The following is a 20,558-nucleotide window of genomic DNA, read 5'->3' as shown; positions in this document are numbered from 1 at the left end:
CCGTCGAACGAGAGCGGGACGACGACATCCTGTAGTCGGCGACGGCCGGCCCTGCCGGCCGATCAGCCACGACACTGAAATAGCCGCCCTGCAAAGTACGCGGTAGCTAGCTCTCGATGAACACAGCGACACTGCGAGTCAGTCGGCTCCGAGGGGACCCACTCGCGACCGCGATCTCGAGCGACGATCGGGGTGTGGAGCCGTGACGCTGCGATCCGTTCCGATCGCCGATCGGGTTACAGACGCCTTCTTCGCGCTCGACCCGGATTTCCGGTTTACCTACCTCAACGAGCGCGCCGAGACGCTGTTGAAGCGGTCTCGAGCGGAGCTGATCGGCCGCGTCATGTGGGACGAGTTCCCCCAAACGGTCGAGACGCAGTTCCCGGACCGATTCCACCGCGCCATGGACGAACAGGTTCCCGTCTCCTTCGAGGTGTACCACGCCCACCTCGAAACCTGGTTCGAGGCTCGCGCCTACCCCTCCGAAAGCGGCCTCTCGGTGTACATGCGCGATGTCACCGAGCGAAAATCTCAGGAGACGACCATCGCCCAGCACGCGGCTGTCGTCGAAGCCGTCCGGGACGCTGTGATCACGCTCGATCGCAATCGGGAGATCGTCACCGTCAACGGGGCTCTCGAGGACGTACTCGACGCCGATCGGCAGGAGTTCGTCGGCGAACACGTCGAAGTGCTCACCAGCCGGGCCGGGATCTCCGACGAGCACGCCGTCGAGATCGGACGGGCGATCACCGACGTTGACGTCGGCAACGCCGCCGAGCGACAGCTCGAGTTGCCGTTTACCGACGCCAACGGCACCGACCGGATCGGCGAGTTCCGGTTCGTCCCGATCGAGGACGACCTCGCGACCGTCGCCGCCGTCGTCCGCGACGTGACCGACCGGCGCGAGTACGAACGCGTCGTCACCTCGCTCCACGAGATCACTCGCTGGCTGCTCGAGTCCGACGACCCCGAAGAGATCTGTGCAATCGCCGTCCACGCCGGCAGCGACCTGCTCAATCTCCCGATCAGCGGCGTTTGGCTGCTCGAGGAGGAACAGGGCTACCTCGAGCCGGTCGCCGGAACCGCCGGCGCACACGACGAGTTCGGCGGCCTCCCGCGGTTCTACCCCGGCGAAGGGCTCGTCTGGGAGACGTTCGAGTCCGGCGACATCGAGCGGTTCGACGACCTCGCGACGGTCGACGACATCTACAACCCCGACACGCCGATTCGCTCGGAGATCATCGCTCCGATCGGAACCCACGGCGTCCTCATGACCGGCTCGTTCGACGCCCACCAGTTCGACGAGACCGACGTCGACCTCATCTCGACGCTGGTCGAAAACACCCGGGCGGCGCTCGACCGGGCCGACCGCGAGCAGGTGCTCCGGGAACGGACCGCCGAACTCGAGCGCCAGACCGAGCGACTCGAGTCCGTCGCCGACGTCCTCTCGAGCGATCTGAAAGCGCAGCTGTCGACCCTCGCGGACGCGCTCGAGGCGGAAGGCGGCGGGATGTCGGCCTCTCGAGGGGGGACGCCGGACAACTGGGAGTTCCCGCTCGCGGAGGACTCGGTCGAAGCGACGCTCGATCGGACCGAACGGCTCGTCGACGACATCCGGGAGTTCGCCCGGAACGCGTCGGCCGTCGGCCCCCGAAGCCGAATCGACCTCGAGTCGGCGATCGAGGACGCCCTCGAGCGATCGCGACTGGACAGTGAGCGCGTCGTCGTCGAGCAGTCTGCGACGCTCAGAGCCGACGCGGACCGGTTCGTCCACCTCCTCGAGACGGCGTTCGACGACGCTGCGGCCCGCGCCGACGGCGAGGTGACGATTCAGGTCGGCTTCGGCACGAGCGACCGCTCGCGGGGCTTTTTCCTATTAGACGACGCGACCGAAATCCCGCCGACCGCTCACGACCGGGTGCTCGACGTTACGACCGACGACGGCGAGGCGCACACCGGCGTCGAGACGAATATCGACGGGCTGGGGCTGGCGCTCGTCAGAGCGATCGCAGAGGCCCACGACTGGTCGCTGACGGTCGACAACGGGACCAACGGCGGCACGCGGCTCGAGATCCGCGACGTGACGACGCTCGAGCGCGAGTCTGCGAGGTCCGGCTAACCGGACAGTGTGACTCCTGCGGAATCGAGTTCCGGCCGACGAGTCAGCTCGACTCCTGTAGAATCGAGTCTCGGGTGAGGTCCCGACAGAGCTGTCGATAGCCGTCCTGCTTGAGCAGTTCCGACATCGTTTCGTTGACCTCAACGCGGAGCACCGCGAGTCGGTCCTGCAGCCGGGCGTACTCCTGACTCGATTTCAGTTCGGCGTCGGTCTTCTCGGCGTCGAGCAGCGCCTTCTTCGAGGCGAGCGCGAAGAACTCCTGGAGCTGTTCGTCGTAACTCGATCGGAGCTGTAACTGTTCGACGATTCGGCGCAGTTCGTCCTTCGAGACCGGCTTGACGAGATAATCGTCGAACCCCATGCCGATGATGTCGAAATCCGGTTCGACGGCCGTCACCATCGCGACCCGACAGTCGAGACCGCGGTCACGAATGGTCGTGAGAATTCGATCGCCGGAGAGCCCGGGCATGCGTCGATCGAGGAGGACGATGTCGATACAGTCGTCGATGGCGTTCAGTGCCGTCTCTCCGTCGTAGGCCGTCTCGATCTCGCACGACTCTCCGAGCCACGCGGCGTAGAGATCCGCGAGGTCCGGTTCGTCTTCGACGATCAGGACGGACGGGGTGGTAGTGGCCATCGAACGGTATCCTCCGGGCTAGCAGTTCGTTGGATGAATCGTACCGCGGGTATATCAATATATCGGGCGTCAGATAATTGCCGATTCGATGGCAGACCGCTCGAGCGGGCGTCGGCTACTCGAGTTCCCGCTCGATCGTCGCACGATGGTCTCTAATCTCGCCTGCATCCGTTGTGATCGTTCGATTACCGATGGTGAGCGCGAGGGTACCGTCGTCGGTCGTCGAGCCGAGTTCGACGACCGGGGCGACGCCGTCGAACGCCGCGCTGACGGTCTCGGGTGACTCGGTCTGGACCAGCGCGCGGCCGGGCTGTTCGTGGAAGAGGGCTGCAGCAACGGCCTCGTCGGCGTCGTCTGGGATCGGGAGTGAGACTTCGAGTCCCGCCTCTTCAGTGACCATCTCCGCCAGCGCGACGGCGAGACCGCCGTGGCTGACGTCGTGGACCGCGAGGGTATCGCCGTCGTTCGCAACGTCCGCGAGCGTCTCGACGAGGGCCGCGGGATCGGCGGGGAGTTCGGGGAACTGGTCGCTGCCGCCGTGGCGGGCGAGATACTCGGAACCGCCGAGGCGGGCGTCACCGCTCTCGAGGCCGAGGTCGCCGACGAGCAGGAGCGTGCTGTCCGAATCGGCCTCGACCGACAGCGGCGGGGCGTCGTACCCCTCCTTGGTCCCGACCATCGCGAGCGTCGGCGTCGGCGGGATCGGGCCGGTTACGGAGTCGTTGTACAGCGAGACGTTGCCGCCGACGACCGGCGCCGAGAGCGTTTCACACATGTCCGCGAGACCGTCGACGATTGCCGTGAAGCCGCCGTAGACGTCGGGTTTCTCGGGGTTGCCGCCGTTGAGGCAGTCGACCGCAGCCAGGGGGGTCGCACCCTTGGCCGCGACGTTCGTCGCGTTCTCGAGGGCAATTGCTTTCGCCCCCTCGTAGGGCGCGGCACTGGTCCAGCTCGGCGCCGCACCCGACGAAATCGCGAGCCCTTGCTCGGCTTCTCGAACCGCGATGATCGCCGCGTCGTCGCCCGGCCCGACGCTCGTGCGGACGCCGACTTCGTGGTCGTACTGCCGGTAGACCCAGCGCTTCGAGGCGGTGTTGGGACTCGAGAGGACGGTTTCGAATGCGTCCTCGAGATCCGCGTCGGGAAGGTCGGTCTCGGGCTGTGCTGGTTGCTCGCTCTCGAGGTCGTTCATCGGCGCGCCCTCGCCGAGGAAGTAGGCATCGACATCGACGACTGTTTCGCCTTCGAAGGTACAGGTATAGTTCTGTTCGGTAACCTCGCCGATAACGGAACAGCCGAGATCGAATCGCTCGGCGATTTCCGCGACGCGGTCGACGTTCTCCGGTTCGACCTCGTAACACATCCGCTCCTGCGATTCGGCGAGCAGGATCTCTAAGGCGTTCATATTCGGCTCGCGTTGGTGGACGCGCTCGAGTTCGATCTGTGCGCCGAGGCCGCCCTTGGCGACGAGTTCGCTCGAGGCACCGCCAAGACCGGCAGCGCCGAGGTCGCGAGCGGACTCGATCAGCCCTTCGTCGACGAGTTGTTCGTTGGCCTCGATGAGCAGCTTTTCCGCGTAGGGATCGCCAACCTGAACGGCAGGTCGGTCTTCGGTTTCGGCATCCTCCGCAAGGTCTTCGCTGGCGAAGGAGGCGCCGCCCAGCCCGTCGCGGCCGGTGCCGTTGCCGACGAGGACGAGTTTGTTTCCGGGCTCTTGTGCGACGGCGGTGACGAGTCGCTCCTCGTTCGTCAGGCCGACGCAGGCGACGTTCACGAGGGGGTTGCCCTCGTAGTCCGGGTGAAAGTCGACGCTGCCGGCGACCGTCGGAACGCCGATACAGTTGCCGTAGTGGCTGATTCCCTCGACGACGCCCTCGAAGAGGTACTTCGAGTGCTCGTCGTCGAACTCGCCGAAGTACAGCGAGTCCGCCAGCGCGATGGGGTAGGCCCCCATCGAGAGAGTGTCCCGGACGATCCCGCCGACGCCCGTGGCAGCCCCGTCGAACGGATCGACGTAGGACGGGTGGTTGTGGCTCTCGATGCCCATCGTGATGTAGGTCGACCCCTCCTCGGCGCCGCCGTCCTCGCTCCCGGGCAGCGCGACGACCGCCGCGTCGTCACCCGGCCCGATGACGACCTGCTCGCCCTCGCTGTCGAAGGCCGAAAGCAGCGGTCTCGAGGAGCGGTACGCGCAGTGTTCGCTCCAGAGGTTCTCGAACAGCGCCGCCTCGGCTGGAGTCGGCTCTCGCTCCAACTCTTCGACGACGAGTTCGCGGTCCGAATCGGCAAGACTCATTCATGTCGGTGATGGAAGTCGGGTAGTAAAGGGGTTTCTATATGCACGTTCGTGTATCGATCGGGGAGAATACGGATCCACAATCGATAGCCGGAGTGAAAATGGACTCATCCCGGGAACGAGACGGTTCCGTCCGTCCCCGCCACGTGTGTCACCGTACCCGAGTCGACGACGATCTCGTTCGTATTGACGATATCGACGGTGATCTCGTACGTGTCCCCCTCCGTCCCGCCCTGTCTGTACGTGACCGTTCCCGTCGGGAACGCATCGGTCGCTTCTTCTCTCGTCGCCCACCCCTTGTTCGGTTCGGTGTTCGTAAACGTCACGCGGACCTCCTCGAACCGGTCCGGCCTGGATACCTCGTATGCGACCGCATAGTCGGTGTTGTTGTTCAGGGTCTCGTCGGTGACGGTGAACGACTCGAGTCGTGGCCCATCCGGATCGGTCGGCTGTTGATTCCCCGGCGGTTCGTTACCGTCGGCGACGTCTGTAACCGACTCTGTGAGTACGACCGACCCGGTCGAATCGTACACGTCGAACGTAATCCGGTACTCGCTGTTTCCGGCCCCGCCTCGATCGTACTCGATTACTCCCTCAGTCGCGGTCCGTGATTCGGTAACGGTATCGACCCAGCCCAGATCGAGATTTTCGAACGTGACGCTGATACTGTCGAAATCGCTGACGCCGTTGACCTGATAGGTAACCCGATACTCAGCGTTATTGTTCTGTGACCGGTCGCTGACCGATCGAACCAGAGACGACCCTGCATCGACGTCGACCGCCCGAGTGAGGGCGATCGAAATGCCGTCGCCATCGGTTGCAGTAATTTCGAATGGCAGTGCGTTCGTCCCGGTCGCACTCCCCTCCGCCACCGATACCGAGACCGTGTTCGAGACACCGCTCGCGAGCGACTGAGTCGACGGGGTAACAGTTCCCTGAGACGGGTCGACGAGTGTTACCGAGACCGTCAACGTGGTCGCCGTATTGTTGGTCACCGTCGCGAGTGGCTGGTCACTGCTCCCGGCCTCGAGGCTCGAAGCCTGAGCGACACCGAGTAGTCCAGCCTCGTCGTTCGCCGTCGAAACACTGGTAACACGGCTCGCTCGAGTCTGAGAGAACGCATACGAGTCGCCGACGATCATCGCCCCACCGAGGCCAACGAGAAGCCCGCCAGCAACGAAGCTGCGCCGAGAAAGCGTTCCGCTTCCTCGATCAGTTAGGCGACGATCGGACATGCCAGAGAGAAGTGTTCAGCGGCCAAGTATGTGCTGGCTCGAGAACGGTTCGCCGCTCCCAGCTATCGCGCGAGAGAGAAAGAGAGACGAGGGCGAACTCAGACCTCGCAGTCCTCGAGCCAGCTCCCGGCCCAGCACTCAATTTCGTCGAAGACGGGCTCGAGGGACCGTCCCTTCGCCGTCAGACTGTAGTACGTTGCGATGGGAGCGTCCTCCTCGATCCGGCGTTCGACAAAGCCCATCTCGCCGAGGTCGTCGAGCACGCGCGAGAGGGTGCGCGCGTTCGCGTCGGTCGAGCGCTTGAGTTCGTTGAACCGCTGTTCGCCGGAGAGGAGTTCGTGGAGGACGGCCAGTCGCCACTGGGAGCCGATCTGCTCGAGCGACTCGATGACGGGGCAGGCGTTGGGCTGGTCGTCGCGGGACGGGGACTGTTCCTCCTGCGAGTGCGGCTGTTGGGAAGACATCGACTGAATCTGGTCTGGCTACGGCACGAATCGCTTTAGCAGTTCGGGTCCGAACCAGCTAACACGACGTTAGCAGTTTCGGTGCGGGCGCCAAACAGACAGCCATTCACATGACAGACTCACCTGGGAGAGACGAGCCCGAACTGAACGAGACCGACGACAGCACCGAATCGAACGACCGCAACGCTCCCCTCGAGATCGACCCTGAGACTCACTCGGGATCGCTCTATCGCGTGCTCTCGAGTGCGGTCGTCCCGCGCCCCATCGCGTGGGTAAGTACCCGCAGCGTCGACGGCGTCGACAATCTCGCGCCGTACAGCTTCTTCACCGTCGCCTCGGTCGAGCCGCCGGTCCTGCTGTTCGCCCCCGTGGACGGCGCGGAGGGACTCAAGGACACGCCGCGAAACGCCCGCGAATCGGGCGAGTTCGTCGTCAATATCGTCACCGACGGCCTCGAAGAAAGGATGAACGAGACCAGTGCGAGTTTGCCAGCGGGCGAAAGCGAGTTCGACCACGCGGAGATCGACCGCGCCGCCTCGAGCGTGGTCGATGCGCCTCGAGTCGCCGACGCGAAGATCGCCTTCGAGTGTACGCTGCGGGATCTGCTCGATATCGGCGGGTCGACGCTCGTGCTAGGCGACGTCCGGTACGTCCACCTGGAAGAATCTGTGACCACTGAGGGGAAGATCGACGTAAACGACGTCGACGCGGTCGGTCGGTTGGCGGGGAGTCTGTACACGCGGACGGACGATCGGTTCGGGCTCGAGCGACCGCCGTAGCTGGCCGTCTCACGCGCCCCGATCAGGGGCATGCGGGTGGTGTCGGAGTCGACCCTGAAGCCGAATCCGAAGCAGTGACGACCGAGACGCGTCTATTCGACGAGCACCGCTTCGAGTCGCTCGAGCGTGCGCAGACAAACCGGGACGGAGCCGACGGCGTGGGGCAGGAGTTCGAAGACGATCCGACACCGATTCTCGCCGAGGTCGTCGACCCGATGGGCCGCGATCGGAACGCCCGAAATACGCCAACTCCACCGCCGGTCCGAACAATCGGTAATCCGAAACGGGACCCAGACACCCGAGATCCGTACGCGACCGGTGGTCCCCGGACGAAGCCGCCGGTCGGTCGATTCGACGCCGTTGACGAGCGGCGACCACTCGGGCCACCGAGTGGTGTCGACCAGTAGCTCCCAGGCGTCCGCTGCGGGGGCCTCGAGGACGTGCGAGGCCTCGAGGCGGCGACCGTCCGGGGTGTGTGCAGTCCGGAGGCTAGTCATGTGTCTCGAGGGTACGGTTTCAGGAGGTATGGAGGTTTGGTAGGGGCGACTCGAGTGCTCGAGACGTCTCGGAGCTCCGTTCGGCGGCTATCGGCGCCGATAACTGGCGGTAGTCGATCCAATCGCCAGCGCCGTTCCAAACCCCCTGGTAACGGCGACAGTCACTAGCCGCTACACTTTACTGGCGCCTCTTCGAGGCTCGAGTAACGAATGGCGATACTCGAAGTGGACGACCTCCGAAAGGAGTACGGCGGCTTCACCGCCGTCGACGGCAGTTCGTTTGCGATCGAGCGCGGCGAGGTCTTCGGCGTCGTCGGTCCCAACGGCGCGGGCAAGACGACGACGCTGAAGATGCTCGCCGGACTGATCGAGCCGACCGCCGGAACCGCCGTGGTCGCCGGCCACACCCCCGGCGACCCCGAGATGGCCCGCCAACTCGGCTTCCTCCCCGAGGAATCTCCCCTGTACGAGGAGATGACCGCGACCGACTACCTCGAGTTCTTCGCGGACCTCTACGACGTCCCCCGAAGCGTCGCTCGCGACCGGATCGACCGCACGCTCGAGCGCCTCGATCTCGAACACCGCGACCGCCGACTCGGCAACATGTCGAAGGGGATGAAACGCAAGGTGGCCATCGCGCGGGCGCTGGTGAACGATCCCGACGTGCTGATCTTCGACGAACCCGCCTCCGGGCTGGATCCGCTGACGACCAACTACATTATCGAGTTCACACAGGAGTTGAGCGACGAGGGGAAGACGATCGTCTTTAGCGCGCACAACCTCTTTCACGTCGAGAGCGTCTGCGACCGGATCATCATCATGAACGATGGGCGGATCGTCGCCCGCGGGACCATCGACGCGATCCGGGAGGCCCACGGCGGCACTGAGTACCACGTCTACGCGACGGTCGACGCCGGAAACGGAGCCCTGACCGACGACAACGACGACGAGTTTCGCCACGTCGTCGCGGATATGGACGCCGTCGAGAGCATCCGCGAAGTCGTCGAACGCGAGGGCGGTCGGATTACGGATATCCAGACAGAGACGCCCACGCTCGAGGACATCTTCCTTGAGGTCGCAAGCGAGAGCCGCGAAAACAGCGAAAGCCGCGAGAACAACGAGGGGCGAAACGGTTCCGAACGCGACGGCCGAGACGGTGACGAATCCAGTAGATCGGATTCCAACGAGGACGCGGCGGAGGCGCGGACGTGAGCGACGAGCGCGAGCGGGACACGCGCTCCAGCACCGTGCGACTCCGCCGCGCGCTCGCCCGGACGGCGCGGATCGCCCGCTGGGAGGTCTCCCGAAGCACCGGCACGATCGACCGAAAGACGGCGCTCGTGCTCGTGGGACTGCTCCTGACCGTCGGAATCGTCGGAATCTCCGTCGCCGACGAGGGACTCGGTCTCGAGGACGAACTCTACGTGATGGCCGTCGACGAGGACAGCCAGTACCACGACGTCGCCGTCGAGAGCGACTCCTTTCGGGTGATCGGACTCGAGGACCTCGAGATCACCGACGACGGGGAGGACGCGAACGCCGACGTGGTGGTCACACAACGGGGCCAGATCGGCCACGTCGGGCCGAACGGGGCGGTCGCCTACGACGCGTTCCGAGACGCGGTCGAGGGGTACAACGAGCAACGGTTGAGTCAGGAGGCGAATCAAACCGCGGCCTATCCCGTGCTGGTCGACCTCGAGTACCGGGACCGCGACCTCGACGGGGCGACGGCTGCCGGTGATGGAACTGACACTGACGATAGCGGGACTGGCGACGACGACTCGAGCACCGACGAGAACGGAACGGGTGAGACGACGGACGGCACCAACGACGACTCGACCACCGGTTCCGGCGACGATTCCGGCAGTGGCACCGACAACTCGAGCGACGACGAAACCGGTGATGGAACCGGTTCGGGCGGCGGGACTGACGGCAGTCTCCACGTTCCCGATGTCGGCGGCGCCGTCGAAGACACCTCGGGGACGCCGGGATCGATCTCGCCGCCGTTTCCCTTCCAGTCACTGCTGCTCGCCTTCCTGTTCGTCGTGCCGATGAACTTCGTTATCCAGGCCTACGGGAGCACGATCATGGACGAGCGAATCAAACGCCGCGGCGAACTGTTGCTCGTGTCGCCGGCCTCGAGCCACGAGATCGTCGCCGGCAAGACGCTGCCGTATCTGGCCGGTCTCGTCGCTATCGCCGTCGCGATCACGGTGGCCGTTGGCGGCGGGCTGTTGTCGGTCGCCGCGGCGATCCCGATCGCGTTGCTCTTTCTGGCGGCCACGTTCGTCGGCGCGATGCTCGCGCGCTCGTACAAGGAACTCACGTTCGTAACGGTCACGATCAGCGTCTTCCTGACCACCTATACGTTCATCCCGGCGGTCTTCACCGACGTGACGCCGATCGCGCTGATTTCGCCGCTGACGCTGATCGTGATGGACCTACAGGGTGAGTCTGCCCGGCTGGGCGAGTACCTCTTCTCGACGGGGCCGTTCCTCGCCAGCGCGGGCGTCTGCTTCCTGCTCGGACTCGGCGTCTACCGCGAGGAGGACATGTTCGCTCAGAAGGCGATCCCCGTGAAGGTGATCGACGCCCTCGCGAGCCGACTCCACGGCTACCGGAGCGTCCCGACCCTGTCGATGCTCTTTATCCCGTTCGTCTTCACGGCCCAGTTGCTCGCCGTCGCGCTGCTGTTCGCCGTCCCGGAGACGGTCGCCCTCCCCGTCATATTCGTCCTCGCGGCGGCTATCGAGGAGTTCGCCAAAAGCATCCACGTCTACGCCGGCTTCGCCCGCTCGAAATTCGAGTCCTCCCTTCGGATCGCCGTCCTCCTCGGCGTCCTCTCGGGGATCGGCTTCTTCGTCGGCGAGAAGCTTACTCACGTCGCCCAGTTCGTGGGACTCCCGGAACTTACGGTCGGCGTCGCTGCCTTCGGTCCCGCGCTCTCGAGCGATCCGCTGCTCCTCCTCGCGCTCTTTTTCGCACCGCTGGTTTTGCACGTTGTGACCGCCGTGATCTCCGCGCTCGGCGCGAGTCGCGGGGAGAACGCGTACGCGGTCGCGTTCGTGATCGCGACGTTCGTTCACGCGGCCTACAATCTCGGGGTGATCGCGCTTGTCGCGTGATCGCGACCGGCGAAGCGGGCGAAACGGAGCACGTAACTCGAGCGCCGACCGACCGGGCGACGACCAGGTACCCGTCCAGCGCGGCCCGAATCCGCCGCGACGCGCCGACAACACGTCTAGCGCAGACTCCCGTCTCGGCTCGCTGCCCGGGCCGATCGGCTCGCTTTTCGGTCCCCGCTGGGCTGTCGCCCGCCGTGAACTCGGCTCGCTTCGCTCCGAGAAGACGATCGTTCTCGCGCTGGCGATCCAACTGGTCATCGCCGGCTTCTCCTCGTTTCTCGTCGTCGGACTGGTCTCGCTGTACGATCCCGGCTCCGCGGAGGGTTACGGCGCCGAGATCGTCATTGTCGGCGAGGACGCCGACGACGTCCAGCAGCTTCGGGCGCTCGCGGACGAGCGCGACGGACTCGAGCCGTCCGTCGCCGGCGATCGCGACGAGGCTATCCAGGCGTTCGACGACGGGCAGTTCGAGGCCATCCTCGAGGTGACCAGAGACGCCGAGAATCGGCTCGTCGTCGGGGTGACTGCGGCCGACGACGGCCTCGAGACGACGCTGCTTGTCGTCCAGTTGCAGGACCTCCTCGAGGCGCTCGAACACGAGGAGCGCGTCGCCAACGTTGACGCCCTCGACGCACCGCCGCTTTCCGTCCCGGCTGAGACCGAGGCGAGTCCGTACGTCGAGTTCACCTACACCGTACTGGTGCCGCTGTTGCTGTTCCTGCCGGTGTTCATCAGCGGCTCGATCGTCGTCGACTCGCTGATCGAAGAGCGCTCGCGCGGGACGCTCGAGTTGCTCCGAGTCAGCCCGCTGTCGCTCGTCGACGTCGCCGACGCGAAACTGCTCGCGATCGCCGCGCTGGCACCGCTGCAGGCGGCCGCCTGGCTCGTTCTCCTCGCGGTCAACGGGACCGGGATCGCGTCACCGACGGCCCTCGTCGTCCTGGTCTCGGCGCTCGCGTTGCTGGTCACCGCGGCTGGAACTGCGATCGCGCTCGTCGCCCCCGATCGACGGCAGGCCCAAATCGGGTACTCCGTCGGCATCGTCGCCGCGCTGGTGATCGCGACCCTGCTGCCCGAACATCCCGCGAACACGGTCGCGAAGTTCGCGATCGGGAGTCCGACGGCGACGACCTGGCTCTCGCTCGTCGGTTACTGTCTGGTCGCGGTCGTCGTCTTCCTCGGGGTTCGGGCGGGGATCACTCGGCTCGACACCGATTCGCTCTGACCGACGGATCGTTGCGGACCATCGACTGGCGAGCCGTCGTCCACGGATCGCTCCTCGCCAATGTTCGCCGAGCGAACCGACCATCCACCTCCAAACTTCACACAGCGTGACAGTTAAGTCGGCAGCAGCGAATCGTCTGAACTGTGCCAGCAGACACCACACGCCGAGGATTGCTCGCGGGAACGCTCGCGGCCGGAATCGGCGGACTGACGCTGACTGGGGCTCGAGAGCTCCTCTCGCAGTTCGCGCCGCTGTCGGGGCAGGCCTGGAACGCGGCCGACCGGTCGCTTCCGGAGTCCGTCGAGAGCCCCTACGGCGAGGCGAGCCTCCGGGTCGACGACCACGGCGTTCCGCACGTCGAGGCCGATGACGAGCCCGCGGCGTACTTCGCTGTCGGCTACGTGCAGGCGTACGATCGGCTCTTTCAGCTCGACCTCCAGCGACGAGTCATGCGGGGCCAGCTCTCCGAAATCGTCGGCGAGGCCACCGTCGAGGACGACGAGTTCCACGTCCGAATGGACTTCGCGGGCGCCGCCGAAGCGACCTGGGAGTCGATCGCCGAGACGCCAGCGGGCGAACTCGTCGAAGCCTACGCTGACGGCGTCAACGCGATGATCGCGGACGGACAGCTCCCCCTCGAGTTCGAACTCCTCGGCTACGAGCCCCGCGAGTGGACGCCGGTGGACTCGATGCTGATGGAGAAACAGATCTCGTGGGATCTGACGGGGAACTTCGGCGAACTCCGGCGGGCGCTGGTTGCCGACCGACTCGGCGAGACCGTCACCGACGAACTGTTCCCCGAGCGGATGGACCACGACGTACCGATTCTGCGCGACGCCGTCGACGCGGACCGGCTCGAGGCGGACGACGGAGACAGCGCAACTGACCACGATGGCGACGGAGCCGATGAGGACGGCAGCGATGGCGATGGTGACGATGACGGATCCGAGACGGCCGGTGCCGTAGGCGACGGTCTGACGAACTGGCTCTCGAGATACGAGTCGCCGACCGGCGTGGGTTCGAACAGCTGGGTCGTCTCGGGAATGCACACGGAGAGCGGCCGACCGATCGTCGCCTACGATCCCCACCTCACCCTGATGACGCCGCCGCTGTGGTACGAACAGCGCGTCGAGACGCCCGAGCGATCGGTTCGGGGCGCGACGTTCCCGGGCGTGCCGTTCGTTATTGCGGGCGCCAACGACTCGGGGACGTGGTCGTTTACCAACGTCGGCGCGGATGTCCTCGACTGTTATCGGTACGATCTCGACGAAGCTGGTGAACGGTATCTATACGACGACGAGTGGCGGGAGTTCGACCGCGAGGAGCGCGAACTCGCCGTCGCCGGTTCGGAGAACTGGACGATCACGATCAGAAAGACCGTCCACGGACCGGTGCTCGAGCGCGAGGAACGGACCGTCGGCATCGCCTGGACCGGCCACACCGCCACGCGGACGACCGAGGCGATCGACGAGTTCGGCCGTAGCGACGGGCTCGAAGAGTTGCTCGAGTCGACCCGCAAGTTCGACCTCCCGACGCAAAACCTCGTCTACGCGGATGTCGACGGGCGGACGCTGTACTACGCGACGGGACAGCTCCCGATCCGAACGATCGACGGGGAGGAGGTAGCCGGCAACCGGCTCTTCGACGGCTCCGTGGGCGAGGGCGAGTGGGAGGGATTCACCCCGTTCGGCGAGTCTTCGTGGGACGGCTTCGTCCCCTTCGAAGAGAAGCCCCACGCGATTGATCCCGACGTACTCGCGACGGCCAACCAGCGCGTCGTCGACGACCCCGAACACTACATCGGCGTGGCCTACGCCTCGCCCTATCGCGGCGCTCGCATCTACGACCGACTGGACGAGGCGGTCGAGAACGGTGAGGGGACGGATCTCGAGTTCCACCGCGACCTCCAGTCCGACACCCGCGACGGTCGAGCGGATCAACTCCTTCCCGAACTGCTCGAGGTCGTCGAGGATCGGGACCCCGCCGACCGACTCGCGGACGCCGCAGCGACGCTCGAGGATTGGAACCGGCGAATGGACCGCGGCGAGGAGGGCGCACTCCTGTTCGCCCGATGGATGGATTACTTCCGGCGACTGACGGTCGAGCCTCAGTTCGAGGAGGCAGATCTCGACGACTCGTACTATCCGAACGACTGGGTGGTCGCAACGCTCTCGGCCGACAGCGACCTCTACGCGGGCCGGTCGCGCGAGGAGACGATGTTCGAGGCACTCGACGCCGCGCTGGACGAGATCGACGACGAGGGGTGGGAGCGCTACGGCGACTGGAACACGACGCGGGCGATCGAACATCCCTTCGGCGTTGAGGCCGCGTTTCTCAACTACGACGAACGGCCGCTCGACGGCTCGCGCGCGACGGTCGACAACTACCGCGTCGGGAGCGCCGTCGGCTCGAGTTGGCGGATGGTCGTCGAACCCGGCGGCGAGGCGACGGCGATTCTCCCCGGCGGAAACTCGGGCGACTACTTCTCCGCCCACTACGGTGACCAGTTCGAGCGCTGGATCGACAACGACCAGAAACCGATGGCGCTGACGACTGAAGCCGACGTCACCGTCTCGTTCACGGAGGGATCGTCGTGAGCACGAGCGGATCGGACGAGAACGGGACGAACGAGGCGACCGAGACGGAGGCCGCCGACGGGCCGCTCGAGGACGACGGTTCCGAAAACGGGACCGTCGAACACGACGGGACTGTCCTCGAGCGCAGCCGGGCCGTCCTCGAGCGGGCCAGAACCGAGCCGCGGACACACGCCGTCGCCGTCGTCGTCGCGGTCGTCCTCGGACTGCTGGCGTCGTGGCTCCACTGGTTCGGTCTCGTCCTCGGCGGGGCGTTCGTGGCGTTCGTCTCGCCGTCTCTGCGACGGGGCGTCGTCGGCGCGGTCGGCTTCGGACTCCTCGTCCTCGTCGTCTTCGCGCTCGCGCTCGGGGGATCGGCGTGGACCGTCCTCGAGACGACGCCGGTCGTCTATCTCGTCGTCGCGAGCGCGTTCGGGTTGCCCGTACTCGGGTCGTTGGTCAGAGGGATCGTCTGAATCGACGGGGCCACCAGTTGCCGACGGAGTCGACGGGGTCGCCAATCGATCGGCGGAGACGTGACTGTTCGTTTGCGCGTGAAAAAACGGCGGTGACGGACGGCGACGGCCGAGCGCGGCCGTCTTCAGTCGTCGCGACTGAACACGCCTTTGATTCGCGAGACGATCCCACCGTCGTCGTTGCGATTCGCGTCTCGGTCGTTCGTTTCTTCCGTCATACCTCGACCGAGGGTTTTGGTTGAAATAACTAAAAATAACGGGTTTTGAGACGATCAGTCGGTTCGCGGGCCGTCATGGAGGACAGCCACGTTCCACGTTGCCGTACCACGTACTGTTTTTTGTTCGGGGAGCGTCTCGAGGGTATGGAGTACACGACACTCGGTTCAACCGGCATGAAAGTCAGCCGCCTCTGTCTGGGCTGTATGAGTTTCGGCTCGAGCGACTGGCGCGAGTGGGTGCTCGACGAGGAGGAGAGCGAGGAGATCATCGAGCGCGCGATCGACCTCGGGATCAACTTCTTCGATACGGCGAACATGTACTCGCGAGGCGAGTCTGAACGCGTGCTGGGGGAGGCGCTCGAGGGCTACGACCGGGACGCACAGGTCGTCGCGACGAAGGGATTCTTTCGGATGCGCGAGGACGACCCGAACTCGGGCGGGCTCTCTCGAAAGGCGATCGAACAGGAGCTCGCGGCCAGCCGCGAGCGACTCGGGGTGGAGACGATCGATCTCTACCAGCCACACCGCTGGGATTCCAAGACACCTATCGACCAGACACTGCGAGCGCTCGACGACGCCGTCCGTCGCGGTCACGTCCGCTACATCGGGGCCTCCTCGATGTGGGCCCACCAGTTCGCCGACGCGTTGCACGCGAGCGATAGGCTGGGACTCGAGCGATTCCAGACGATGCAGAACCACTACAACCTCGTCTACCGTGAGGAGGAACGGGAGATGCTGCCCCTCTGTGGGAAGGAGGGCGTCGGCGTGATGCCGTGGTCCCCGCTGGCTCGCGGCTACCTCACGCGTCCGCACGAGGAAATCGACGCCACGAAACGCGGGGAGACGGAGGAGCACATGTACGAACACCCCTACCGGGAGGGTGGCGGGCAGGAGATCAACGAGCGCGTGGCGGAGGTTGCCGCCGAAAAGGGCGTCACGATGGCCCAGATCTCGCTCGCGTGGCTGTTGCACAAAGCGTGGGTCGACACACCGATCATCGGCACAACCAGCGTCGAACATTTAGAGCAGGCCGTCGAGGCCCTCGAGATTTCGTTGTCGGAGTCGGATATGGCGTACCTCGAGGAGCCGTACGAGCCGGTTCCCGTCTCCGGTCACGAGTAACCACTCGCCGGCGTCGGCAGTTCGGAAGGTGAGCGGACTTGGTCAAATTTTGTCAGAAGTAAACCGATAGTGGTTACATGAAAACTCTATTTGGGGAAGTAGTAAGTAGGAGTGGTTGAAACCGTACTGTGTTGACTGCGACCGGCGCGACCGGCCGGTCACCGGACAGCCATCAGCATGCCACCGACACAAACCGACACGCGAACGACGAGCGAGCGAGCCGACGACCGCACGACTGACGACCAGGTCTCGGCGACAAAGCCGGAGGGAGAGACGATCTGCCCCGAGTGCGACGGTAATCTGGTCACGCGGGCCGCACAAGTCCACTGCGAGGACTGCGGTCTCGTCCTCGAGGAGGGGCGCATCGACCACGGTCCGGAATGGCGAGCGTTCGACGCCGCCGAAAAGGACGAAAAATCTCGCGTCGGTGCCCCGACGACGAATACCATGCACGACCGGGGGCTCTCGACCAACATCGGTTGGCAGAACAAGGACGCCTACGGCCGAGCCCTCTCGAGTCGGAAGCGCCAGCAGATCCAGCGTTTGCGCACGTGGAACGAGCGGTTTCGGACGCGAGACGCGACCGATCGGAATCTCAAGCAAGCCCTCGGCGAGATCGATCGGATGGCCAGCGCACTGGGCCTCCCGGAGAACGTCCGTGAGACCGCCAGCGTGATCTACCGTCGCGCCCTCGAGGAGGATCTCCTCCCGGGTCGTTCTATCGAAGGGATGGCTACGGCCGCGCTCTACGCTGCCGTCCGACAGGCCGGACTGCCGCGGTCGATCGACGAACTCGCAACCGTCAGCCGCGTTCCGTACCTCGAGGTCGCCCGCAGCTATCGGTACCTCGTCAGGGAACTCGACCTCCCGATGGCCCCGCCGGATCCCCTCGAGTACCTCCCACGGTACGCCTCGCTGCTCGAGATATCAAACGAAACCGAACGGCAGGCTCACAGCCTACTCGAGGACGGTATCGACGCCGGGCTTCACAGCGGCAAACACCCGGTCGGCCTCGCCGCAGCCGCGATCTACGCGGCCAACCGACTCACCGACGCCGGACTGACCCAGGACGACGTCTCGGCGGCAACCGATATCAGTAAGGTCACGATCCGAAACAGATACCAGGAGTTGCTCGAACTCCAGGCCGGAGACGGCTCTGTCGAGCCGAACTGACCCGTCGTCGGCTGGTCGTCACCCCAGCGTGGCTCACGGGAGGTCCGCCACTGATTCGAGCAACTCCTCGTCCGTCCGCCACTCGTGGAGCCGTCCCTCGTCCTCGAGTAACTCGAAGACGCCGTCTTCCATCCAGCCGTAGGGGTGGTCTTCGTCGGCATCGGGGTACGTCCGCTTGAGCACGTAGCTCTTCTCGAAGTACTCCTCGCTGCCGACGAGCAGGCCCTGCTCGACGAGGAAGCCACTCGGCTCCCGCTCGGCAACGCCGACGATGTGCGTGACGAGATCCGCGATCAGGCAGAACTTCTGGATGCCGTTCTCCCAGCCGCCGCGAACATCGCTCATACGGAAGGCGTAGGCGTCCTCCCGCCGATTCAATCGGTCGACGACGCACTCGAGCCGGCCCAGCGGTGCCGGATCGTAGTTCCCGAGAACGAAGTACGACCGGTCGCGCTCGTAGATCGGCGTCAGCTCGCTCAGCGCGCGGAGGAGGTCCTCGTTCTCCGCGAGCGTGAGGTCGTCGGCCTCGAGTCGCTCCGTCGCGCTCGTGAGCACCTCGTCGGGGACTGGCGGCGACTCGTCGGTCATACCCGACGTTTCACAGGAGACGACAATAGGATTTACTACCCCGTTTCCGTTTCCGAAAGTGATTCGCTACCGCCAGTGGGTTACTTTGAGGTGAATTACTCCAGGGTACATCACCCCAGAGTAAACTACTTGGTGAATGACCGCGTAGATGGCCGCATGAGTACCGACGTGGGGCCGGTGGCGGGAACGGAGACGCGCGAACTCCTCCATTTTGTCACCCAGGAGACCCGGTTCGCCTTGCTCACCAACATTCTGCAACACCCCGAGCAACTGCCCTCGATGTACGAACTCGAGGAACTGAACCCGAGCGTAAGCGAGGCGACGGTCTACAAGCACGTCCAGAAATTGATCGACGCCGGCGTCGTCCGCGAGGTCGCCCTCCCCGACGGAGAGCGACGGCAGGGCTACCCCTGGAAGTTCTACGGCCTCACCGACGAGGGCCGGGCGTTCCTCGAAACACACGACGTGCTCGCGGCCGAGGAGACGCTCCGGCGGATCTACGAGACGATTTCCGATAAACCCGAGAAGATGGTCAAATACGAGAACGCGCCGCGACCCGACGCCGAACGCAAGTAATTCGAGCGACCTATTCGGGCGATGGCTCGGTCTGTGCGTGAATCCAGTTTCGGACCCGCTCGGAGAACGTTCCGATACCCAGTCCCGCGAAGAACGTGAGGAGGCTGGGGATGAGTACCCACAGCAGACTGGGGTGTTCCGTTCCGGCGTGCAGTAGTGTATCCATCATGTATACCGCGACGTTCGCAGTTTGGGCCCCTCAATCTACCGCTTTCGAGGTACCGTCTGGGCAGGAGGAGTCGACGGTCGTCGAGTCGACTTAGGAGAACCGCGAGGCGATGTCCGCCTCGGTGATGATCCCGACCGTCTCGCCGGCTTCGGTGATCATCACGGCCTTGTAGTGCTCGAGCAGGTTGCTAATCTCGTCCAGCGTGGCGTCTTTCGACACCGTGGGGAAACTCTCGCTCATGTGTTCCTCGACGGGTTCGTCCCGCGCCTCGGAGTCGAGGTGGACGAGGTCGCTCTGGCTGATCGAGCCGACGGGGATGCCGTCCTGAATGACCGCTAACTGGGAGTAGGCCTCCTCCTCCATCTTTCGGGCGGCCGCCTTGACTGCGTCGTCCGGCGCGACGTTGACGACGGCCTCGTTCATCAGGTCCTTCGCGCGGACGACGTCGCCCTCCGCTTTCTCGAGGGCGTTGACGATCCGTCGCAGCGTCGACAGTCGGGGATCGACGTCACCGCCCTCGATTCGGGCGATCAGCGGCTGGGAAACGTCGGCCGTATCCGCGAGTTCGCTCTGGGTCAGCCCGAGTTCGGTTCGGCGCTGGCGCAAGTCCGCGGGCGTCGGAAGTTCCATACGCCACAATAACTGCGGGTTATAGAAAATGTTTCGGGTTGAGTTACTGCCGCGGTGACAGGTCCGCTTCGGTCTCGGCGGAACCTACTCGTCTTCTTCCGTTTCGAAGATTTCGACGACGGAGAGGGGCACGTCTCGCAGTGCACCGCCGACCTCGCTCTTTGCGATCCGGGAGGCGTGTTCCTCGCCCTCGGCGTTGAACACCTCCATCTCGAGTCCGAGTCCGACGAGTGCGGTTTCGGCTGCGATGAACGCGGAGTCGAAGGGTTCGCCGCAGGCGGGACAGCCCGTCGCGCCGACCTCGACCTCGACGTAGTCCATGTTTTCGCTGTTGAGTCGTTTCCCCGCTTCGCTGACGGCGACGCCGATGGCGTCGTCGATCTCTTGGACGTCACGAACGAGCCACGCGGCTTCCATCGCGACGAGATAGTTGGCCATACGTCGTGGTCGTTCCGGGGGGTTTCCTGTCTTGCGGTTCGTCGCCGGCAGACGCGGGTTGTTCCAGCGAGTGAGAGACGATACCGCCTGTCATCCGCGCGCTCGAGGTGCGCACGTGAGCCGGATAATCCTCATAAGTTACGAGAATTGTCCGGATCGATTGCCGCCCGCTTAGCTGTACATCGCCTCGAGTTCTCCTCGAGTTGCTCCGACTGAAA

Annotated in this window: 19 protein-coding genes; 10 read left to right on the top strand and 9 right to left on the bottom strand. The window is 64.9% G+C overall.

Annotated features, from left to right (window positions below; genetic code table 11):
* Positions 1–202: 202 nt before the first annotated feature.
* On the top strand, positions 203–2,119 hold the full coding sequence (locus tag NATTI_RS0101705) for a PAS domain-containing sensor histidine kinase (protein ID WP_006091791.1): 1,917 nt from the start codon (positions 203–205) through the stop codon (positions 2,117–2,119).
* Between the two features lie 43 nt (positions 2,120–2,162).
* Here the strand turns inward: NATTI_RS0101705 and NATTI_RS0101700 are convergent, their stop codons facing one another.
* The 4 genes from NATTI_RS0101700 to NATTI_RS0101685 all read right to left on the bottom strand — a co-directional run bounded on the left by NATTI_RS0101700 (position 2,163) and on the right by NATTI_RS0101685 (position 6,751).
* A complete protein-coding gene (locus NATTI_RS0101700; protein ID WP_006091790.1) occupies positions 2,163–2,756 on the bottom strand; it encodes a HalX domain-containing protein in 594 nt (197 codons plus the stop codon).
* A 115-nt stretch (positions 2,757–2,871) separates the two neighbouring features.
* Positions 2,872–5,052, bottom strand: a complete 2,181-nt coding sequence (gene purL, locus NATTI_RS0101695) for a phosphoribosylformylglycinamidine synthase subunit PurL (RefSeq protein WP_006091789.1) — start codon at positions 5,050–5,052, stop codon at positions 2,872–2,874.
* A gap of 107 nt (positions 5,053–5,159) precedes the next feature.
* A complete protein-coding gene (locus NATTI_RS0101690; RefSeq protein ID WP_241434384.1) occupies positions 5,160–6,287 on the bottom strand; it encodes a hypothetical protein in 1,128 nt (375 codons plus the stop codon).
* A gap of 98 nt (positions 6,288–6,385) precedes the next feature.
* Positions 6,386–6,751 carry a winged helix-turn-helix transcriptional regulator gene (locus NATTI_RS0101685; protein ID WP_006091787.1) on the bottom strand — a complete coding sequence of 122 codons (366 nt, stop codon included), beginning with the start codon at positions 6,749–6,751 and terminating at the stop codon, positions 6,386–6,388.
* Between the two features lie 110 nt (positions 6,752–6,861).
* On the opposite strand from NATTI_RS0101685, the gene NATTI_RS0101680 reads away from it, so the two are divergent.
* The gene (locus tag NATTI_RS0101680) at positions 6,862–7,530 is read left to right on the top strand and encodes a flavin reductase family protein (RefSeq protein WP_006091786.1); all 669 of its coding nucleotides are present in this window, start codon (positions 6,862–6,864) and stop codon (positions 7,528–7,530) included.
* Positions 7,531–7,622: 92 nt separating this feature from the next.
* Here NATTI_RS0101680 and NATTI_RS0101675 read toward each other — a convergent pair whose 3' ends face one another.
* On the bottom strand, positions 7,623–8,027 hold the full coding sequence (locus NATTI_RS0101675) for an SRPBCC family protein (RefSeq protein WP_006091785.1): 405 nt from the start codon (positions 8,025–8,027) through the stop codon (positions 7,623–7,625).
* Between the two features lie 210 nt (positions 8,028–8,237).
* On the opposite strand from NATTI_RS0101675, the gene NATTI_RS0101670 reads away from it, so the two are divergent.
* From NATTI_RS0101670 to NATTI_RS0101635, 7 genes are all read left to right on the top strand, one after another.
* The gene (locus tag NATTI_RS0101670) at positions 8,238–9,239 is read left to right on the top strand and encodes an ABC transporter ATP-binding protein (protein WP_006091784.1); all 1,002 of its coding nucleotides are present in this window, start codon (positions 8,238–8,240) and stop codon (positions 9,237–9,239) included.
* Complete coding sequence (locus NATTI_RS0101665) at positions 9,236–11,152, top strand: ABC transporter permease (protein ID WP_006091783.1); 1,917 nt, start codon at positions 9,236–9,238, stop codon at positions 11,150–11,152. Before NATTI_RS0101670 ends, NATTI_RS0101665 begins: the two co-directional genes overlap by 4 nt.
* On the top strand, positions 11,142–12,377 hold the full coding sequence (locus NATTI_RS0101660) for an ABC transporter permease (RefSeq protein WP_006091782.1): 1,236 nt from the start codon (positions 11,142–11,144) through the stop codon (positions 12,375–12,377). Before NATTI_RS0101665 ends, NATTI_RS0101660 begins: the two co-directional genes overlap by 11 nt.
* A gap of 143 nt (positions 12,378–12,520) precedes the next feature.
* Positions 12,521–14,974 (top strand): penicillin acylase family protein, encoded by a 2,454-nt coding sequence (locus NATTI_RS0101655; RefSeq protein ID WP_027119028.1) that lies wholly within the window; start codon positions 12,521–12,523, stop codon positions 14,972–14,974.
* The gene (locus NATTI_RS0101650) at positions 14,971–15,426 is read left to right on the top strand and encodes a hypothetical protein (protein WP_006091780.1); all 456 of its coding nucleotides are present in this window, start codon (positions 14,971–14,973) and stop codon (positions 15,424–15,426) included. Before NATTI_RS0101655 ends, NATTI_RS0101650 begins: the two co-directional genes overlap by 4 nt.
* Positions 15,427–15,788: 362 nt before the next feature.
* On the top strand, positions 15,789–16,766 hold the full coding sequence (locus NATTI_RS0101640; protein ID WP_006091777.1) for an aldo/keto reductase: 978 nt from the start codon (positions 15,789–15,791) through the stop codon (positions 16,764–16,766).
* A gap of 177 nt (positions 16,767–16,943) precedes the next feature.
* The gene (locus NATTI_RS0101635) at positions 16,944–17,939 is read left to right on the top strand and encodes a transcription initiation factor IIB (RefSeq protein WP_006091776.1); all 996 of its coding nucleotides are present in this window, start codon (positions 16,944–16,946) and stop codon (positions 17,937–17,939) included.
* Positions 17,940–17,972: 33 nt separating this feature from the next.
* On the opposite strand, the gene NATTI_RS0101630 is transcribed toward NATTI_RS0101635, so the two are convergent.
* Positions 17,973–18,527, bottom strand: coding sequence for a hypothetical protein (locus NATTI_RS0101630; protein ID WP_006091774.1), 555 nt, complete (start codon positions 18,525–18,527; stop codon positions 17,973–17,975).
* Between the two features lie 156 nt (positions 18,528–18,683).
* Between NATTI_RS0101630 and NATTI_RS0101625 the strand changes: the two genes are divergently transcribed.
* The gene (locus NATTI_RS0101625; RefSeq protein WP_006091773.1) at positions 18,684–19,103 is read left to right on the top strand and encodes a helix-turn-helix domain-containing protein; all 420 of its coding nucleotides are present in this window, start codon (positions 18,684–18,686) and stop codon (positions 19,101–19,103) included.
* Between the two features lie 10 nt (positions 19,104–19,113).
* Here the strand turns inward: NATTI_RS0101625 and NATTI_RS25955 are convergent, their stop codons facing one another.
* The 3 genes from NATTI_RS25955 to NATTI_RS0101610 all read right to left on the bottom strand — a co-directional run bounded on the left by NATTI_RS25955 (position 19,114) and on the right by NATTI_RS0101610 (position 20,340).
* Positions 19,114–19,272 (bottom strand): hypothetical protein, encoded by a 159-nt coding sequence (locus tag NATTI_RS25955; RefSeq protein ID WP_154658234.1) that lies wholly within the window; start codon positions 19,270–19,272, stop codon positions 19,114–19,116.
* Between the two features lie 90 nt (positions 19,273–19,362).
* A complete protein-coding gene (locus tag NATTI_RS0101615) occupies positions 19,363–19,902 on the bottom strand; it encodes a CBS domain-containing protein (RefSeq protein ID WP_006091769.1) in 540 nt (179 codons plus the stop codon).
* An 84-nt stretch (positions 19,903–19,986) separates the two neighbouring features.
* On the bottom strand, positions 19,987–20,340 hold the full coding sequence (locus NATTI_RS0101610) for a DUF555 domain-containing protein (RefSeq protein ID WP_006091767.1): 354 nt from the start codon (positions 20,338–20,340) through the stop codon (positions 19,987–19,989).
* Positions 20,341–20,558 lie beyond the last annotated feature (218 nt).

Source organism: Natronorubrum tibetense GA33, from assembly GCF_000383975.1.
Classification (GTDB): domain Archaea; phylum Halobacteriota; class Halobacteria; order Halobacteriales; family Natrialbaceae; genus Natronorubrum; species Natronorubrum tibetense.
The sequence above is the reverse complement of the archived record's forward strand: the minus strand, read 5'-3'. Positions and strand labels throughout refer to the sequence as shown.